Genomic DNA, 17,980 nt, shown 5'->3' with positions numbered 1-17,980 from the left:
ATGGCCCTTGATCTCACCCTCAAAAGCGTAATGGTTGGGAAGGGGCTAGCGGGAGAAATAACAAACTATATTTATAGACTATAGAGATAATTGTTTTCGTGATTCTGCCGCTCGTGCGATCAGCAGAGACCGGTGAGCGACACGGGGCTTGAATGACGAAATGTCTTGATGACGTTCTGAGCTTCAGGGAGAATGCATTTGACATATGATGTTATCGTGGTCGGTTCCGGTTTTTCAGCGATCGCGGTTACCTGCAATCTCATCGAGCAGCTTCCTGCTTCGGCGAAGGTCGCCGTCGTCGGCGACGATCCTGGCTTCGGCCGCGGGACGGCGTACCGGACGGAGCTCTATCTCCATCGCCTCAATGTTCCCGCCGGCCGCATGAGCCTGCTGCCGCATCAACCCGACGACTTTGTCGACTGGCTGAAAAGCCATGGCCGCCGGTTGCAGGCAGGCGATTTTGCCTCGCGCAGCGATTACGGTCTTTATGTCCGCGATACGCTTGCACGGCTGCTTCGAAAGCGGGACGGCCGTTGCCGGGTCGATTTCATCAAGGCCAAGGCGGCGGGATGCGTGGAACGTTACAGCAGCACGCTGGCCTTTCATCTCGGCAATGGCGACGAGATTGCCGGGAAGAACGTGGTGCTCTGCCTCGGCGTCGGGAACGCGACCCTGCCGGTCGCTCCGGATGGAGTCGCGTCATCGCTGCGATCGCGGATCATCGAGAACCCGTGGCGGCTTTCGTGGCTGAGGCGCGTCGCACCATCCGATGCGGTGTGTATCCTCGGGTCCGGCCTGACGATGATCGATCAGGTTCTTGCGCTTCGCGCCCATGGCCATAGCGGCAAGATCGATGTGCTTTCGCGGCGCGGGCTTACACCGCTTGGACACGCGTGGAAGCCGCCGGCGCCTCTGCCGATCGACGTCGAGAGGCTTCCAGATACGATCAGCGACATATTGAAGACCCTGCGAGGAAAGAGCAGGACGGTTGCCGACTGGCGAGCCGTGATGGACGGTCTGAGGCCTGCAACGCAGGCTCTCTGGCAACGGCTTTCGACCAAGGAGCGGGCACGATTCCTCAGGCATGCGCTTCCCTGGTGGAACATTCATCGTCACCGGGTCGCGCCTGACGTGTTCGACAGGTTTGGGAAGCTGGTCTTAGACGGAACTGTTCGTTTCCACGCGGGCTTCCAGAAATCGCTGGGGGCCGAGGAGGGGCGGCTCGTTGCGAGCTACAGGGTCAGATCAACGCGCGAGATTGCCGAGATCAGGGCGGACTGGCTCGTCAACTGCACGGGAATGGAGCGAGCCGGGATCAGTCATTCGCCACTTTTGAAGGAGATGAGCCGCTTTGCCTTGATCGTCCCCGATCCTCTTGGCCTTGGGATCCAGGTGGATGCCGCTTCCGAGGTGATGGCCCCGTCCCGGATCGCGCCGGCCCGACTGTTTGCGGTCGGCGCCCTGACGGCAGGACAATTCTGGGAGATCACCGCCGTTCCGGATATCCGGGTGCAGGCCAAGGCCGTGGTTGAGGAGATCGTTTCAAGAGGCTAGCTCGCGACATGTAGGCAGCAGATCAAAGTGCTATAGCGTCCTTTGCGCGTCTGAAAAGTCGGGCGGCGCTACAGGTCGGCACGGCGCTTGTTGAATTGCCGGCCGCCGACAGCTACAGTATCTGGTACGCCATAATACGATTCTTGCATTCGGCTGCCGCGGCGGAAGTTGAGCGTGCAAAGTCCAACACTGAGGTACAGAATGAGCGGTGCTCTGAAGGACGCCATTAGAGTTGAGCGTCCTGCAAAGACCTTGCGGGAATTGGCGCTCGACAAGGTCCGCGAAGCCATCGTCAACGGATATTTCCGTCCCGGAGATCGCCTTGTCGAGCGTGACCTCTGCGCCCAGCTTGGTGTCAGCAGAACAGTTGTGCGCGAGGTTCTGAGACATTTGGAATCGGAAGGGCTTGTCGCCAATCTGCCGAACAAGGGGCCGATCGTCGCGCAGCTCGACATCGACGAAGCCAAGCAGATCTATGAGATCCGTGGCGCGCTGGAAGGCATGGCGGCGCGGCTATGCGCGGAGCGCCGCAGCCCGGAGATCGTCGCTGCGCTGGAGGAATCGCTGGCCGGAATCCGCAACAGTTACCGCGACAACGACATGGCGGCTGTGCTGACGAACACCTCTTCCTTCTATCAGACGCTGTTCACGATGGTTGACAGGAACGTTGCCTGGGGTGTCGTCAATCTTCTCACCGTGCGCATAAACCACCTGCGCTCGATGACGATCAAGACGGAGAGGCGCGGCATCGAAGGGCCGCTGCAGATGTCGAAGATCGTGGACGCCATCCGCCGCGGCGACGGCGAGGGGGCTTACCAGGCCGCGATGGATCATGTCGCCGCCGCGAGCGCGATTGCCGAAGCGGTGCTGTCGGCGAAGAAGCCTGCCGACTAGGCACGAAGGAGACCGCTGCGGTCTTCGTCAGTGGCGGATGGCAAAGCGCCGGCACCGAACATCTGTCGATGTCACTGCAGCCGGCGCAATCACATTCCTAGGAATTCAGCACACCCCGCACTCCAAGCTTGACACCCAACTTTGCTCAATGTGATGGTATGCCATAATAAATAATACATAAGGCGGTATCATATGAACTGGGACAATCGTGATTTCCGGACTTGTCGTGCGCCTTCGGCGCTGCCGTCGTGGGGTCTGCGGATGCTGACAATAAGCTGAAAGAAGAGGCGCTTTCGAAGCGTGAGAGCACACGCGCGCCAAATTGAAAATCTCCGCCTCTGCCTGAACTGCATCTAGCAGCAACGAGCTTGACACTCATATATTATGGTATACCATAATACCAAATTGAGAAATGAGGTGTTCAGTGGCCATTCAAATTCGCAAGACAGGACTGCAGATCGAGACGACACTGATCGAAGGTGGCAAGGCCGCGGCGGTTCCGCTGAAGCTGTTTACCGCCTTCGCGGTCGTGAAGAATCCCTGGGCGGGCCGCGGCTTCGTCGACGACCTCAAGCCCGAAATTCACGCAGGCGCTCCGGTGCTCGGCGAGCTGCTGACCAAGATCATCATCGATGCGGTCGGGTCCGGCGATGCTGTCGAAGGATATGGAAAGTCCGCTGTCGTCGGCCTGGACGGCGAGATCGAACACGGGTCCGCGCTCATTCATACGCTGCGTTTCGGCAATTTTTATCGCCAGGCCGTCGGCGCCAAGTCCTATCTCGCCTTTTGCAACACACGCGGTCCGGCCAATGCGCCGATCATGATCCCGCTGATGGACAAGAATGATGAAGGCCGCCGTTCGCACTATCTGACCATCCAGACGTCGATCCCCGACGCGCCTGCTGCCGACGAGATCGTCGTGGCTCTCGGCGCTTCGATAGGCGGGCGCCCGCATCACCGCATCGGCGACCGCTACCAGGATCTGAAAGACCTGGGGCAGGACGTTGCCAATCCTGCGGGCGTTTGAAGGAGCGCTCTGAGATGCTGACAGCCGGATCGACCACACGCACCGCTGCAGCAACAAACGCCGCCGGTGCCTTGCCCCGAAAGAAGACGGCAAGCGGAACGGCCTATCACGAGGCCGGCAGCGGTGAGCCGCTGGTTCTCATCCACGGCGTCGGCATGCGGCTTGAAGCCTGGGCTCCGCAGATCGCATTCCTGTCTGCAGGCCATCGCGTCATCGCTGTCGACATGCCGGGACATGGGGAGAGCGCAAAGCTGCCGGCGGGCAGTCGGCTCGAGGAGTTCGTCGCCTGGTTCGGACGCTTTCTCGACGAGATGGCAATCGGCACGGCAAATGTTGCCGGGCACTCGATGGGCGCACTGGTTTCGGGAGGGGCAGCCGCGACCTTTGGCGAGCGTATCAGCCGCGTCGCCTACCTCAACGGTGTCTACAGGCGTGACCCTGAAGCAAAGGCCGCCGTGCTTTCGCGCGCCGCGGCCATTCCGGTATCGGGCGTCGACAAGGAAGGCCCTCTGGCCCGTTGGTTCGGCGATGATGCGGACAGCGTCACTGCGCGTGAATTGACGCGAAAATGGCTGAACCTCGTTGATCCCCAGGGATATGCCGTCGCTTACGCCGCCTTCGCGGGAGGAGACGAGACCTACGCCGACGGCTGGAAAGACGTGGCTGGTCCGGCCCTGTTTCTGACGGGGTCCGATGATCCGAACTCGACGCCCTTGATGGCGACGCAAATGGCAGAGCTTGCGCCGCGGGGCTACGCTCGCATCGTCGAAGGCCATCGTCATATGGTGAACCTGACCGCGCCTGATATCGTAAATTCGCTGCTCGCTGAGTGGCTGTCGTTCGGGGAGGATGAACGATGACAATCCAGACTGTCGACCCAAGAGCACTGCGAGATGCATTCGGGGCCTTTCCGACCGGGGTGACTGTCGTCACCGCCTGTGACGGGGATGGAAATCCGATCGGCTTCACGGCGAACTCCTTCACCTCGGTCTCGCTCAATCCACCGCTTCTCCTCGTCTGCCTTGCCAAGACGTCGCGCAATTTCGCCACCATGACCGGAGCGCAGCATTTTGCGATCAACGTGCTTTCGGAAACGCAGAAAGACGTGTCGAACACCTTTGCGCGACCGGTCGAGGACAGATTTGCGGCGGTCGAGTGGGCGAGGGGATCGGCAGGCTGCCCGATATTCTCAAGCGTCGCGGCCTGGTTCGAATGTGCCATGGAAGAGGTCATCGAGGCCGGCGACCACGTCATCTTGATGGGGCGCATCGAAGCTTTCGACAATAGCGGCCGCAACGGTCTGGGTTATGCGCGTGGCGGTTATTTCACGCCGACGCTCGCAAGCAAGGCGGTGTCCGCAGCAAGCGAAGGCAATATGGAACTTGCGGCCGTTGTCGAGCGCCGCGGGGAAGTTCTGCTGCTCGGCGAGGATGTGCTCTCCCTGCCAAGCGTCGACGCCCATGACGGCAGCCCGACCGAGGCACTGCAAAAATACCTGGAGGCGCTCACCGGGCTGAAGGTCAGCATCGGCTTTCTCTATTCGGTTTATGAGGGCAAGAGCGACGGCAAGCAGCACATTGTCTATCACGCCGTTGCCGGAGAGGGCGAGCCTGCCGGCGGCAGGTTCCTGAAGCCTGACGCATTGGTTGCCGCAAAGTTCAAGACCAGTTCGACTGCCGATATCGTCAACCGTTTTGCGATGGAAAGCTCGATCGGCAATTTCGGGGTCTATTTCGGCGACGAGACCGGCGGCACTGTTCACCCAATTCCAGCCAAGGACGCAAAAGCATGAAGTTCTCCCTCTTCGTCCATATGGAAAGGCTCGACGCCAGCCAAAGCCACAAGAGCCTTTACGAGGAATTCGTCGCGCTCTGCGAGATCGCCGACAAGGGCGGCATGCACGCGATCTGGACGGGCGAGCACCATGGCATGGATTTCACCATTGCACCCAATCCGTTCGTGACCATTGCCGATCTGGCGCGCCGCACATCGCGGGCACGGCTTGGGACGGGAACGGTGATTGCCCCCTTCTGGCATCCGATCAAACTCGCCGGTGAGGCGGCCATGGCCGATATCATCTGCGATGGACGACTCGACATCGGCATCGCGCGCGGGGCCTATTCCTTCGAGTACGAGCGTCTGCTGCCCGGTCTCGATGCCTGGGGTGCTGGCCAGCGCATGCGCGAGCTCATCCCGGCGGTCAAGGGCATATGGGCCGGCGACTACGCGCATGACGGGGAATTCTTCAAGTTTCCGTCGACCACGTCGGCGCCGAAACCGCTGCAGCAGCCGAACCCGCCCATATGGGTTGCGGCGCGCGATCCGAACTCGCACGAATTTGCCGTCGCCAACGGCTGCAACGTTCAGGTGACGCCACTCTGGCAGGGCGACGACGAGGTTCAGTCGTTGATGGAGCGCTTCAACGACGCATGCGCCAAGCATCCCGATATCGAGCGGCCCAAGATCATGTTGCTGCGCCATACCTATGTCGGCTCGTCAGAGGACGATGTCGCGCAGGCCGCCCATGAACTGAGCGTCTACTACAATTATTTCTTCGCCTGGTTCAAGAATGAGAAGCCGGTTACCCAGGGTCTGATCGAACGGATCCCTGACGAACAGATCAGAGCAAACGCGATGCTGTCGGATCAGGTCATGCGCACCAATAATGTCGTTGGCGACGCTGAGACCGTCATCGACCGGCTCAAGGCGTATGAAGCGCTCGGCTACGACGAATATTCCTTCTGGATCGACACCGGCATGAGCTTCGAGCGCAAGAAGGCGTCGCTCGAGCGCTTCATCACCGAGGTCATGCCAGCATTTCAGGAGTAAGACCATGCGGCGTTTCCAGCACTACATCGATGGCGAATTCTCAGATGGCGAGGCCAGCTATCCGAGCATCGATCCAGCCTCCGGCACGGTCTGGGCTGATATGCCCGAAGCGCGCGAAGGGGATGTCGATCGAGCTGTCAACGCGGCCGACAGGGCGCTTTACGAAGGCGCCTGGCCGAAACTGACGGCCACGCAACGCGGCAAGCTGCTCTACAAGCTGGCCGACCTGGTTGCCGCCAACGCGCAGGTCCTCGCTGAACTGGAGACACGCGACACCGGCAAGATCATCCGCGAGACATCGGCGCAGATCGCTTATGTCGCCGAATACTATCGCTACTATGCCGGCATCGCCGACAAGATTGAAGGCGCCTACCTGCCGATCGACAAGCCCGACATGGATGTCTGGCTTCGCCGCGAGCCGATCGGTGTCGTTGCGATGGTCGTGCCGTGGAACAGCCAGCTCTTCCTGTCCGCGGTGAAGATCGGCCCGGCGCTGGCGGCCGGCTGCACGATGGTGGTCAAGGCCTCGGAAGACGGGCCGGCGCCGCTTCTCGAATTTGCACGCCTCGTGCACGAGGCAGGCTTTCCCGCCGGCGTCGTCAACATCATCACGGGTTTCGGCGCCTCCTGCGGCGCCGCCCTCGGCCGGCACCCGAAGGTCGCGCATGTCGCTTTTACCGGCGGCCCTGAAACCGCCCGGCACGTCGTTCGCAACTCGGCCGAAAACCTCGCCTCCACCTCGCTTGAACTTGGCGGCAAGTCGCCGTTCATTGTCTTTGCCGATGCAGATCTCGAGAGCGCGGCCAACGCCCAGGTCGCGGGAATTTTCGCCGCGACAGGGCAGAGCTGCGTTGCCGGGTCACGGCTGATCGTCGAACGCAGCGTCAAGGACAAATTCGTCGCCCTGCTGCGGGATAAGGCGGAGGCGATCCGGATCGGGGCTCCGCTCGATATGGCGACAGAAGTCGGCCCGCTTGCCACCAAGCGCCAGCAGGACAATATCGGCGCCCTCGTAGCCAAGTCGATTGAAAGCGGCGCCCGCCTCGTCACGGGAGGGCGCAAGATCGACGGCGAAGGCTATTATTTCCCGCCGACCATTCTCGACTGCGACGATGTCGCCTCGCCCTCGCTGATCGAGGAATTCTTCGGGCCGGTCTTGTCCGTCGTGTCATTCGAGACGGAGGCGGAGGCGCTGCGGCTCGCCAACGATACCCGTTATGGCCTGGCTTCCGGCGTCTTCACCCAGAACCTGACCCGGGCGCACCGGCTGATGAAGGGGCTCCGTGCCGGGATAGTCTGGGTCAACACCTACCGCGCCGTCTCGCCGATCGCGCCGTTCGGCGGTTTCGGCCTGTCGGGCCATGGCAGGGAAGGCGGCATGGCCGCGGCTCTCGACTATACCCGTACCAAGACGATCTGGCTCAGGACGTCGGACGATCCGATCCCCGATCCCTTCGTGATGAGGTAGCGCCGATGTTTTACGAGATCCGCACCTATCGGCTGAAGAACGGCACGATCCCGCAATATCTGAAGGTCGTCGAGGAGGAGGGGATCGAGATCCAGAAGAGCCATCTCGGCATGCTCGTCGGTTACTTCTTTTCGGAGATCGGAACGATCAACGAGATCGTCCACATCTGGGCCTTTGCGAGCCTGGACGATCGGGAGGCGAGGCGCCAGAGGCTTTTGGCCGATCCCCGGTGGCAGGCCTTCCTGCCCAAGATCCGCGATCTCATCGAGGTGGCGGAAAACAAGATTATGAAGCCAGCTAACTTTTCTCCCAGGAGCGAGGCGCACTGACGGCATAAGGCATACCCGTAGGACAAACCAGAACAAGGATAAGGGAACATGAAAACAACATTTGCTTTCGCGGCGGTTGCCGCATTCGTGGCTGTGTCCGGACCGGCGCACGCCGACAACATGGTCTTCTCGAGCTGGGGAGGAACGACCCAGGACGCGCAGAAGGCTGCATGGGCCAGCCCGTTCACCGAGAAGACCGGTATCACCGTCGTACAGGACGGGCCGACGGATTACGGCAAGCTCAAGGCGATGGTCGAGGCCGGTCAGGTCACCTGGGACGTCGTCGACGTCGAAGGCGACTATGCTGCCCAGGCCGGCAAGAGTGGCCAGCTCGAGAAACTCGATTTCTCCGTCATCGACAAATCCAAGCTCGATCCGCGCTTCGTGACCGACTATTCGGTCGGCAGTTTCTATTATTCCTTCGTGATCGGCTGCAATGCCGATGCCGTCAGCGCCTGCCCGAAGACCTGGGCGGATCTGTTCGACACGACTAAGTTTCCGGGAAAGCGCACATTCTACAAGTGGTCGGCTCCCGGCGTGATCGAAGCGGCGCTGCTTGCCGACGGCGTGGCCGCCGATAAGCTCTATCCGCTTGATCTCGACCGTGCCTTCAAGAAGCTTGATACGATCAAATCGGATATCGTCTGGTGGTCGGGCGGCGCACAGTCGCAGCAGCTTCTGGCATCCGCCGAGGCTCCCTTCGGCAGTGTCTGGAATGGCCGCATGACCGCCCTTGCGGCGAGCGGTATCAAGACCGAGACCTCATGGGAACAGAACATCACCGCTGCGGATTCACTCGTCGTGCCGAAGGGTTCGCCAAACGCGGAAGCCGCGATGAAATTCATTGCAATGGCGACTTCGGCCGAACCGCAGGCCGCCCTTGCAAAAGCCACCGGATATGCACCAATCAACGTTGACTCGGCCAAGCTGATGGATCCGGAGACGGCCAAGACCCTGCCGGATCAGCAGACGGCCAGCCAGGTGAATGCCGACATGAACTACTGGGCTGATAATCGCGATGCCATCGGCGAGAAGTGGTACGCCTGGCAGGCGAAATAGCCTGAAACTTGAGATGAACGGGCACGGCGAATGTTCGCCGTGCCTCCCGCAGCGTCGGTGCCCGTTTGTTGGACCTCGGCGCCTGCGGAAATTGACGGGTGGGAAGGACTGTCATGTCGACATATAGCGATGCCTCCGGCGCAATTGCGCCCCTGCCAAAGGCGCGAGGGGCAACAGGGTTCGGCGGGGTCCTTCCGGCTCTCGCCTTCGTGACGATCTTTTTCATCGCGCCGGTAGCGGTGCTCTTGTTGCGCAGCGTGCTGGAACCCGTTCCGGGCTTTGGAAACTATGCGCAGCTGATCGGGTCCGCGACCTATCTCAAGATCTTCGCCAATACCTTCATCGTCTCCGGTCTCGTCACGGTGATTTCGCTGCTGATCGGATTTCCCGTTGCCTGGGCGCTGGCAATCATGCCCGGGCGCCTCACGTCGGTGATTTTTGCCATCCTGCTCCTGTCGATGTGGACCAACCTGCTTGCCCGCACCTATGCCTGGATGGTGCTGTTGCAGCGGACGGGGCTGATCAACAAGATGCTGATCGGAATGGGGCTGATCGACAAACCCTTAGCGCTCGTCAACAACCTGACCGGGGTCACCATCGGCATGACCTATATCATGCTGCCCTTCATCATCCTGCCGCTCTACGGCGTGATCAAGAAGATCGACCCGTCGACCCTGCAGGCGGCAGCACTTTGCGGTGCCAACCGGTGGCAGTGCCTGACCCGTGTCCTGCTGCCCTTGGCCATGCCTGGCATGGCGGCTGGTGCCCTCATGGTCTTCGTCATGTCGCTTGGTTATTTCGTCACGCCGTCGCTTCTCGGCGGCACCGCCAACATGATGCTCGCAGAGCTTATCGCGCAATTCGTGCAGTCGCTGGTCAACTGGGGAATGGGAGGTGCTGCGGCGCTGGTTCTCCTCGTGGTGACCCTGTTGCTTTATGCCGTGCAGCTGCGCTTCGTCGGCAACCAGAACCCGGGAGGACGTTGACATGTTGCTCAATTTCGACCGCCTCGGCTGGTGGAAATACATCCTGCTGACGATAACGGTTCTGACTGCGGCCTTTCTGCTGCTGCCGATCGTCTTTATCGCCGCCCTGTCCTTCGGCTCCTCGCAGTGGCTGATCTTTCCACCGCCCGGCTGGACGTTTCAATGGTACAGCGAGCTCTTTGCCGATCCGCGCTGGCTGGAATCGGCCTGGACGAGCTTCAAGATCGCGGTCATCGTGACGATCCTGTCGGTGCTGCTCGGGCTCGTGACCTCCTTCGGGCTGGTGCGCGGCTCGTTCCTGTTCCGCGACGCGCTGAAAGCGCTGTTCCTGACGCCGATGATCCTCCCTGTCGTGGTTCTTGCGGTTGCCCTTTATGCCTTCTTCCTGAGGATCGGCCTTGGCGGCACGTTGGTAGGCTTCGTCATTTCGCACCTCGTTCTCGCGCTGCCCTTCTCGATCCTTTCCATCTCAAATGCGCTGGAGGGCTTCGACAAGTCGATCGAGGATGCGGCGGTTCTGTGCGGGGCCTCGCCTCTGGAAGCAAAGATCAGGGTCACCCTGCCTGCGATCAGCCATGGGCTGTTTTCGGCGGCCGTCTTCTCGTTCCTGACATCCTGGGATGAGGTGGTGGTGGCGATCTTCATGTCCAGCCCGACCCTGCAGACGCTGCCGGTAAAAGTATGGGCGACGCTGCGGCAAGATCTGACGCCGGTCGTCGCTGCGGCGTCGACCCTTCTCATCCTTTTGACGATCATCTTGATGGCGCTGGTTGCCGTCGTGCGTAAGGTACTGAAACAATGAAAGAACCATTCCTTCAGATCCGGGGAATACGCAAGGAATACGGCCCGGTCGTCGCCGTCCACGACGTCAATCTCGACGTCCGGCGCGGGGAGTTCCTGACCTTTCTCGGACCGTCCGGATCCGGGAAAAGCACGACCCTCTATATCCTGGCAGGTTTTGAAACTCCGACGAAGGGCGACATCACGCTGGAGGGCAAGACCCTGCTCGCCACGCCGTCGCACAAGCGCAACATCGGCATGGTGTTCCAGCGCTACACCCTGTTTCCGCACCTGACGGTGGGCGAAAACATCGCATTCCCGCTGAAGGTCCGGCGCAAGTCCAAAGCCGAGGTCGACAGCAAGGTGAAGGAGATGCTGCGTCTCGTCAGGCTCGAAGGCTTCGAGGATCGCAAGCCTGCGCAAATGTCCGGCGGCCAGCAGCAGCGCGTCGCCCTTGCCAGAGCCCTTGCCTATGATCCGCCGGTGCTTCTGATGGACGAGCCGCTGTCGGCGCTCGACAAGAAGCTGCGCGAGGAAATCCAGCATGAGATACGCCGGATCCATCAGCAGACCGAAGTGACGATCCTCTATGTCACGCACGACCAGGAGGAGGCGCTGCGGCTCTCCGACCGCATCGCCGTCTTTTCCAAGGGCGTCATCGACCAGATCGGGACGGGGCCGGAACTCTACGCCAATCCGCGGACCCGCTTCGTTGCCGAATTCATCGGCGACAGCGACTTCATTTCATGCGACCTGCTGTCATCCTCCGATGGACAGGCCACCATTTCGCTTGGCGGCGGGAGCGTCTTCAATCATATTCCGGTGCATGGAAAAGGAACCTCCGGGACGAGGGCAGCCCTGATGCTGAGGCCTGAGCGCATTCGATTGTCGCGCGCTCAAGCGTCGGGAGCGGGTCTTGCCGCAACTGTCAGCGACATTACCTTTCTCGGCAACAATATTCACGTCTCGACCGAGACAGCGACAGGCGAGGCGCTGGCGGTTCGCCTGCCGTTCGGTCATGAGGCTATCGCGGGGCTCAGCCGCGGAGATATAGTCCATCTGGATTTCGATCCCGGTGCCGCTCACGTGTTCTGTTGAAAGTTGTCATATGAAGCTCAATGATCCCTCGCTCTTCCGTCAGGCATGCCCCATCGCCGATCGCTGGATCGAAGCGGAAGGCCGCAAGGCGGCGACTATCCGCAATCCGGCCACAGGCGAGCCTCTGGGGGTGGTCCCTGACCTCGGTGCCGCGGAAACGGAAGATGCTATCCGCGCTGCCGTGATTGCCCAGAAGCTTTGGGCGAAGAAGACCGCCGGGGAGCGCGCCGCCGTTCTGAAGGCTTGGCATCGGCTGATGATCGAAAACCGCGACGATCTGGCGATGATCCTGACGCTGGAACAGGGAAAACCCCTGGCCGAGGCCAAGGGGGAGATCACCTATGGCGCGAGCTTCATCGAATGGTTCGCCGAAGAGGCGAGACGCATCAATGGCGAGACCATCCCGGGACATCAGGCCGACAAGAGGATCCTCGTCCTGCGCCAGCCGGCAGGCGTAGTGGCCGCCATCACGCCCTGGAATTTTCCGAACGCGATGATCACCCGCAAGATTGGGCCCGCGCTTGCCGCCGGCTGTGCGGTCGTTCTCAAGCCGGCGCTGCAGACGCCATTCTCCGCCATCGCCATCGCCGTTCTCGGTGAGCGTGCCGGCCTGCCGCAGGGGCTTCTCAACATCGTCACGGGTGACGCAGCGGCAATTGGCGGGGCGCTGACGGCAAGCCGTGACGTTCGGGTCCTGACATTCACCGGCTCCACTCGGACGGGCGAGCTGCTTTACCGGCAATGCGCGCCAACGATCAAAAAGCTCGGTCTCGAACTTGGCGGCAATGCACCCTTCATCGTGTTCGACGACGCTGATCTCGACGCTGCGGTTGAAGGCGCGCTCATCGCCAAGTTCCGCAACAACGGCCAGACCTGCGTTTGCGCCAATCGCCTTTATGTCCAGGACGGCGTCTACGAGGCGTTTGCCGCCAAGCTCGCTGCGGCGGTTTCGGGCCTGAAGGTCGGCAACGGTCTCGACCGTGACGTCGTGCTTGGCCCGCTGATCGACGAGAATGCCGTCGCCAAGGTCGAAAGCCATATCCGCGACGCCGTTGCAAAGGGTGCCGGGATCGTTTCAGGCGGCAAGCGCCACGCGCTTGGCGGCCATTTTTTCGAGCCGACAATCCTGCGCGATGTCGCTGCCGGCATGCAGGTCGCACGCGAGGAAACTTTCGGGCCGCTTGCGCCGCTTTTTCGCTTCCGCGACGAAGAGGACGTCATCGAACAGGCGAATGACACCGAGTTCGGGCTGGCTTCGTATTTTTACGCGCGCGATCTGTCGCGGGTATTTCGCGTCGCCGAAGCGCTCGAATATGGCATGGTCGGCGTCAATACCGGCCTTGTCTCGACGGCCGAGGCGCCGTTCGGCGGCGTGAAAATGTCGGGTCTCGGTCGCGAAGGGTCGAGGCACGGATTGGACGAATATACCGAGCTCAAATATGTATGCCTCGGCGGCATTGCCTGATCTGGTCGATGCTTGCGCCTCGTCGCAGGGAAAGGCCAGAATGCCTCTCGTCAGCATCGCCATGTATGTCACATCGGAGCCGCTCGCGGATGCGACGGCTGAGCTATGGTCGTTCCTCCGGCATTATCTCTTGAATGCCGGCCTCCAGGACTTGCCTGAAAAGCTCGATCAGACAGTTCCCTATGACGAAGCCTGGCTGAGGCCGGATCTTCTTCTCTCGCAGGCATGCGGCTATCCCTTTGCCAGGAGCCTGCGAGGCAGGGTCCGCCTGGTGGCGACGCCGGTCTATGACCATCCCGGCTGCGACGGCCCGCTGATGCGCAGCTTCATTGTCGTCCGCAAGGATTCTCCGCTTCGCTCGCTGGCGGATTTGCGGGGCACCACGGCTGCGATCAATAGCCCTGACAGCAATTCCGGCAGCAATTTCTTTCGCGCAGCGGTCGCTTCGCTTGCCGGCAGCGGCCGCTTCTTCGGCCGGATTATCGAAACCGGTAGCCATCGCGGCAGCATCGCCGCCGTTGCCGAGGGTAGGGCAGAGAGTGCCGCCATCGATTGCGTCACCTATGCGAATATTCGCCGCTTCGATCCCGGCCGTCTCCAAGCGGTCCGCATCATCGCTGAAACGCCCAAAGGCCCCGGTCTCCCATTCATCACCTCCGGCGATGCATCGGAGGAGACAGTCATTCTGCTGCGACATGCGCTTGACGCCGCCATCAGGGAGCCATCGCTGGCAGCCGCGCGTGCGACCCTTGGCCTCGTCGATTTTGCAGTACTTTCCGAAGATGATTACGCGACGCTTTTATCGCTGGCCGGCGACGCATTGCCACAAATGAGAGCTTGAGTTCACACGAATTCATATCCGGCCGGACGAAATGACGGCAGGCGCGAACCATTACTTCCCAGTCGCTGCGATGATGCCGATCTCCACGGAAAATTGCGGGCCGGCGAGCCTTGCTTCGACCGTCGCGCGCGCCGGCGCATGACCCGAAGGCACCCAGGCATCCCAGACGATATTCATCTCTTCGAACTCGGACATGTCAGCAAGCCAGATGGTTGCGCTGAGGATCCGTGTCGGATTGCTGCCCACGCTTTCCAACAGCCGGGTGATCCGCGCCAGGATGTTGGTCGTCTGCTCGCGGACGGACGCGCCGGGCGCATCGATGGCGACCTGGCCTGCGAGGAAGACAAAGCCGCCATAGGTCACGGCCTGGCTCATCCGCTTTCCGGTTTCGTAGCGTTCGATCTGCATGCTCAACCCCCTGAATTAATCCCTATGCGCAATCCTCTGGCGTTCGGCGCGTCGCTGCAGCCATTGGATCGTGGCGAGGAACAGCGTCGAAAACAGGATAAGAAGCGTGGCGACCGCGGCGATCGTCGGGCTCAGCGTTTCGCGCACGCCGCTCCACATCTGGCGCGGCAGCGTGCGTTCTTCGGAGCCGGCGATGAAGAGTGCAATCACCACTTCGTCGAACGACGTCACGAAGGCGAAGAGGGCGCCGGACGCCACCCCGGGCGCTATGACCGGCAGCATGATGCGCAACGTCGCTTCAACAGGGGCTGCGCCGAGGCTGGATGCCGCCCGCATCAGATTGTGATCGAAACTTGCGAGCGTCGCGGTCACGGTGATCACCACGAAAGGGGCGCCGATCGCAGTATGCGCCAGCACCAACCCGGTCAGGCTGTTGAGCAGCCCGACGGCCGCGAAGGCATAGTAGATGCCGACCGCCGAAACGATGACCGGCACGATCATCGGTGAAATCAGAATGGCGGTCAGCGTTGCACGCGCCGGGCAGGAGGGCCGGCTGAGGCCGATTGCGGCAAGCGTGCCGAGAAAGGTCGATAGAAGCGTGGCGAAGACGGCGACGATGATGCTGTTTTTCAGCGCTAGCTGCCAGACGTTGGAATCGAAGAATTCGCGATACCAGCGGAGCGACAGGCCGGGCATGGGATAGGTGAAGAACGGCTCGGCATTGAAGGAGAGCGGCACGATCGCCACGATCGGCGCGATCAGAAAGAGGATCACGAGGCCGCCAACCAGCCACAAGAGGATCGAAAACAGCCGCGGGAAAGAAAGGAAATTCGTCATCAGCCTATCCTCAGCCGGTCGATGCCGACGATGCGATTGTAGACGGCGTAGAGGATCAGCACCGCCACCAGCAGGATCGTGCTCAAAGCCGCCGCCATGCCCCAGTTCGTGACCTGATTGGAGTAATAGGCAATGAAATAGCTCACCATCTGGTCTCCCGGCCCGCCGACCAAAGCCGGTGTGATGTAATAGCCAAGCGCCAGGATGAAGACGAGCAGCCCGCCGGCGCTGACACCAGGCATGCTCATCGGCAGGTATATGCGGAAGAAGGCCGATACCGGCGGCGCGCCAAGTGACGAGGCGGCACGCAGATAGACCGGAGGTATGCTCTTCATGACGCTATAGATCGGCAGCACCATGAAGGGCAGCAGAATATGGGTCATGGCAATCAGCACGCCGATGCGATTGTAGATCAGGTCGAGGGGATGCGCGGGGTCGATCAGGCCGAGCCAGATGAGCGCCGAGTTGATCACGCCGCGTCCCTGCAGCAGGACGACCCAGGCGCTGGTGCGCACCAGAAGCGAGGTCCAGAACGGCAGGAGCACCAGGATCAGCAGCATATTGGCAACCGCCCCTTTCGACCGGGCAATCAGGGCGGCGAGGGGATAGCCGAGAAACAGGCAGATCACGGTGACCGAAGCGCTGACGATGAATGTGCGGATCAGGACATCGACATGCACCGCATTCTCCGCTGAGACCCTGCCGATGGCGCCTGACGCGTCGCGCTCCAGGTCGAGCGAGGCGAGCAGGTAATAGTCGGTGAAGGGCGGCGATGCATTCTTGATGAGCGTCCAGTAGTGCGGCGTCTCCCACTTGGGATCGATGGCGACAAAAGCGGCCTTGTAGGGCGGCTTCGCGTCGCGGATCGTGCGGGCGGTTTTCAAGAGCATCGAGCGCATGCCCGTCTCGTAATAGTTGAGACGCTTGGCCACCTCGGCGATCTGGTCGCGCGGCGATTGCTTCAGATCGGTGGCGAAGGCGGCAAACAATGCTTCGTCGGGCACGGATTGTTCATCCCAGCCGGAAAGGGCCGACATCGTGTAGGGCAGGGCGGCGGAAGCCGCCCTGTTGTCGACCGCGCGTGTCAACAACAGGGCAATGGGCAGGACGAAGACGAGCAGCAGGAAGATCAACAGCGGCGCGACCAGCAGCAGCGCTCTCAGTTGCGCCTTGCTTTTCGCACTGCCGAGGCTTTTCATCCGCGTGCGTGCGGCAATCACAGAGCCGTCGCCTTCATTCATTGTCGCGATCACCATCGCTCATGCCTTCCTGCGGTAGAGAAAGGGGCGGACGAAGCCAGGGGACACTCGTCCGCCCGACGAGGTTACTGTGCGAGCCACTTGTTGAAGCGTTCGGTCAACTCCTCATCATGATCGGCCCAGAACTCGGAGGAGACGACAAATGCGTTCTTCGTATTGTCCGGCGCAGTCGGGAGATCGACGAGAATATCCGGCGGAACCTTGGCGATGGCCGCTTTCAGGGTCGGGCCATAGGAAATATATTTGGACTGCTGCGCCATCACGTCGGGATTGACGGTGAAGGCGACGAATTTGTCCGCCAGTTCCTTGTTCTTCGAGCCTTTCGGCTCGGCCCAGAGATTGAAGTCCATTCCCTGGCCGTCCCAGACGATCTTGAAGTTCTTGCCGCTGTTCTTGACGGCATCGTAGATGCGGCCGTTCCATGCGGTGGTCATCACGACTTCGCCGTCGGCGAGAAGCTGCGGCGGCTGCGCGCCTGCCGTCCACCAGACCTTCACATCCTTCTTGATGGTGTCGAGTTTCTTGAAGGCGCGATCGACGCCCTCCGGCGTCCCGAGCACGTCGTAGACCTCGGCCGGTTTGACGCCGTCGGCAATCAGCGCAAATTCCAACGTGGTCTTCGGCGACTTGCGCAAGGCGCGCGGCCCGGGGAACTTGGTCGTGTCGAACAGATCGGCCATCGTCGTCGGCCCGCCATTCGGGAACTTGGCGGCATCATAGGCATAGATGGTGCCGAAGACGATCGTCGCGACCGCGCAATCCATCGCGGCGCCGTCGATGAAGGCGTCCTTGCCGCCGAGCTTCGAATAGTCGATCGTTTCGAGCCAGCCTTCGTCGCAGCCCTGAAGCGCATGGCTGGGTTCGACGTCGACGACATCCCAGGTGACCTGGCCGGTTTCGACCATGCCCTTCAGCTTGGCGGTCGAGCCGTCCCATTCATCCTGGAGGATCTTGGTGCCGGTTTCCTTGGCGAAGGGCTTGAAAAAGGCCTCCTCCTGGCTCTTCGTATAGGCGCCGCCCCAGGATGTGACGGTCAGCGTATCCTCGGCAAATGCGGCTCCTGCGATGGCAAGAGTCATGACGGAACTGAGAAGCATGCAGTTTAAACGCATCATGGTGGTTCCCCTTTTTGTAGCTGCGTTTGCG

At 61.1% G+C, this 17,980-nt stretch carries 18 protein-coding genes; 14 read left to right on the top strand and 4 right to left on the bottom strand.

Annotation, left to right across the window (positions count from 1 at the left end; translation table 11 throughout):
* Window positions 1-192 precede the first annotated feature (192 nt).
* The 14 genes from ELH03_RS32355 (at window position 193) to ELH03_RS32290 (ending at window position 14,330) form a co-directional block, all read left to right on the top strand.
* Window positions 193-1,554: an FAD/NAD(P)-binding protein gene (locus ELH03_RS32355; protein ID WP_128401739.1), complete on the top strand. Its 1,362-nt coding sequence runs from the start codon at window positions 193-195 to the stop codon at window positions 1,552-1,554.
* A 201-nt stretch (window positions 1,555-1,755) separates the two neighbouring features.
* The gene (locus tag ELH03_RS32350) at window positions 1,756-2,448 is read left to right on the top strand and encodes a GntR family transcriptional regulator (RefSeq protein ID WP_128401738.1); all 693 of its coding nucleotides are present in this window, start codon (window positions 1,756-1,758) and stop codon (window positions 2,446-2,448) included.
* Window positions 2,449-2,872: 424 nt separating this feature from the next.
* Window positions 2,873-3,475 carry an amino acid synthesis family protein gene (locus ELH03_RS32345; protein ID WP_128401737.1) on the top strand — a complete coding sequence of 201 codons (603 nt, stop codon included), beginning with the start codon at window positions 2,873-2,875 and terminating at the stop codon, window positions 3,473-3,475.
* A 14-nt stretch (window positions 3,476-3,489) separates the two neighbouring features.
* Window positions 3,490-4,335 (top strand): alpha/beta fold hydrolase, encoded by an 846-nt coding sequence (locus ELH03_RS32340; RefSeq protein ID WP_128401736.1) that lies wholly within the window; start codon window positions 3,490-3,492, stop codon window positions 4,333-4,335.
* Entirely contained in the window at window positions 4,332-5,267 is a 936-nt protein-coding gene (locus ELH03_RS32335) for a flavin reductase family protein (protein WP_128401735.1), read from the top strand. The genes ELH03_RS32340 and ELH03_RS32335 overlap by 4 nt, the downstream gene beginning before the upstream one ends.
* Window positions 5,264-6,304: an LLM class flavin-dependent oxidoreductase gene (locus tag ELH03_RS32330; RefSeq protein WP_128401734.1), complete on the top strand. Its 1,041-nt coding sequence runs from the start codon at window positions 5,264-5,266 to the stop codon at window positions 6,302-6,304. The genes ELH03_RS32335 and ELH03_RS32330 overlap by 4 nt, the downstream gene beginning before the upstream one ends.
* Window positions 6,305-6,308: 4 nt before the next feature.
* A complete protein-coding gene (locus tag ELH03_RS32325; RefSeq protein WP_128401733.1) occupies window positions 6,309-7,772 on the top strand; it encodes an aldehyde dehydrogenase in 1,464 nt (487 codons plus the stop codon).
* Between the two features lie 5 nt (window positions 7,773-7,777).
* Window positions 7,778-8,101 (top strand): NIPSNAP family protein, encoded by a 324-nt coding sequence (locus ELH03_RS32320; protein ID WP_105010325.1) that lies wholly within the window; start codon window positions 7,778-7,780, stop codon window positions 8,099-8,101.
* A 48-nt stretch (window positions 8,102-8,149) separates the two neighbouring features.
* Complete coding sequence (locus ELH03_RS32315; protein ID WP_128401732.1) at window positions 8,150-9,160, top strand: polyamine ABC transporter substrate-binding protein; 1,011 nt, start codon at window positions 8,150-8,152, stop codon at window positions 9,158-9,160.
* 113 nt (window positions 9,161-9,273) lie between these two features.
* Window positions 9,274-10,146, top strand: coding sequence for an ABC transporter permease (locus ELH03_RS32310; RefSeq protein ID WP_128411106.1), 873 nt, complete (start codon window positions 9,274-9,276; stop codon window positions 10,144-10,146).
* A 1-nt stretch (window position 10,147) separates the two neighbouring features.
* Window positions 10,148-10,948 (top strand): ABC transporter permease, encoded by an 801-nt coding sequence (locus ELH03_RS32305; protein WP_128401730.1) that lies wholly within the window; start codon window positions 10,148-10,150, stop codon window positions 10,946-10,948.
* Entirely contained in the window at window positions 10,945-12,024 is a 1,080-nt protein-coding gene (locus tag ELH03_RS32300) for an ABC transporter ATP-binding protein (RefSeq protein WP_128401729.1), read from the top strand. Before ELH03_RS32305 ends, ELH03_RS32300 begins: the two co-directional genes overlap by 4 nt.
* A 10-nt stretch (window positions 12,025-12,034) precedes the next feature.
* Entirely contained in the window at window positions 12,035-13,489 is a 1,455-nt protein-coding gene (locus ELH03_RS32295; protein WP_130806867.1) for an NAD-dependent succinate-semialdehyde dehydrogenase, read from the top strand.
* Window positions 13,490-13,529: 40 nt separating this feature from the next.
* The gene (locus ELH03_RS32290) at window positions 13,530-14,330 is read left to right on the top strand and encodes a phosphate/phosphite/phosphonate ABC transporter substrate-binding protein (protein ID WP_128411103.1); all 801 of its coding nucleotides are present in this window, start codon (window positions 13,530-13,532) and stop codon (window positions 14,328-14,330) included.
* 51 nt (window positions 14,331-14,381) lie between these two features.
* On the opposite strand, the gene ELH03_RS32285 is transcribed toward ELH03_RS32290, so the two are convergent.
* From ELH03_RS32285 to ELH03_RS32270, 4 genes are all read right to left on the bottom strand, one after another.
* Window positions 14,382-14,738 carry a RidA family protein gene (locus ELH03_RS32285; protein WP_128401726.1) on the bottom strand — a complete coding sequence of 119 codons (357 nt, stop codon included), beginning with the start codon at window positions 14,736-14,738 and terminating at the stop codon, window positions 14,382-14,384.
* Window positions 14,739-14,753: 15 nt separating this feature from the next.
* The gene (locus ELH03_RS32280; protein ID WP_128401725.1) at window positions 14,754-15,575 is read right to left on the bottom strand and encodes an ABC transporter permease; all 822 of its coding nucleotides are present in this window, start codon (window positions 15,573-15,575) and stop codon (window positions 14,754-14,756) included.
* Window positions 15,575-16,831 (bottom strand): ABC transporter permease, encoded by a 1,257-nt coding sequence (locus ELH03_RS32275; protein ID WP_128401724.1) that lies wholly within the window; start codon window positions 16,829-16,831, stop codon window positions 15,575-15,577. Before ELH03_RS32275 ends, ELH03_RS32280 begins: the two co-directional genes overlap by 1 nt.
* Window positions 16,832-16,899: 68 nt before the next feature.
* Window positions 16,900-17,949, bottom strand: coding sequence for an ABC transporter substrate-binding protein (locus ELH03_RS32270; RefSeq protein ID WP_128401723.1), 1,050 nt, complete (start codon window positions 17,947-17,949; stop codon window positions 16,900-16,902).
* Between the last annotated feature and the right edge of the window lie 31 nt (window positions 17,950-17,980).

The organism is Rhizobium beringeri, from assembly GCF_004306515.1.
GTDB lineage: Bacteria > Pseudomonadota > Alphaproteobacteria > Rhizobiales > Rhizobiaceae > Rhizobium > Rhizobium beringeri.
The sequence above is the reverse complement of the archived record's forward strand: the minus strand, read 5'-3'. Positions and strand labels throughout refer to the sequence as shown.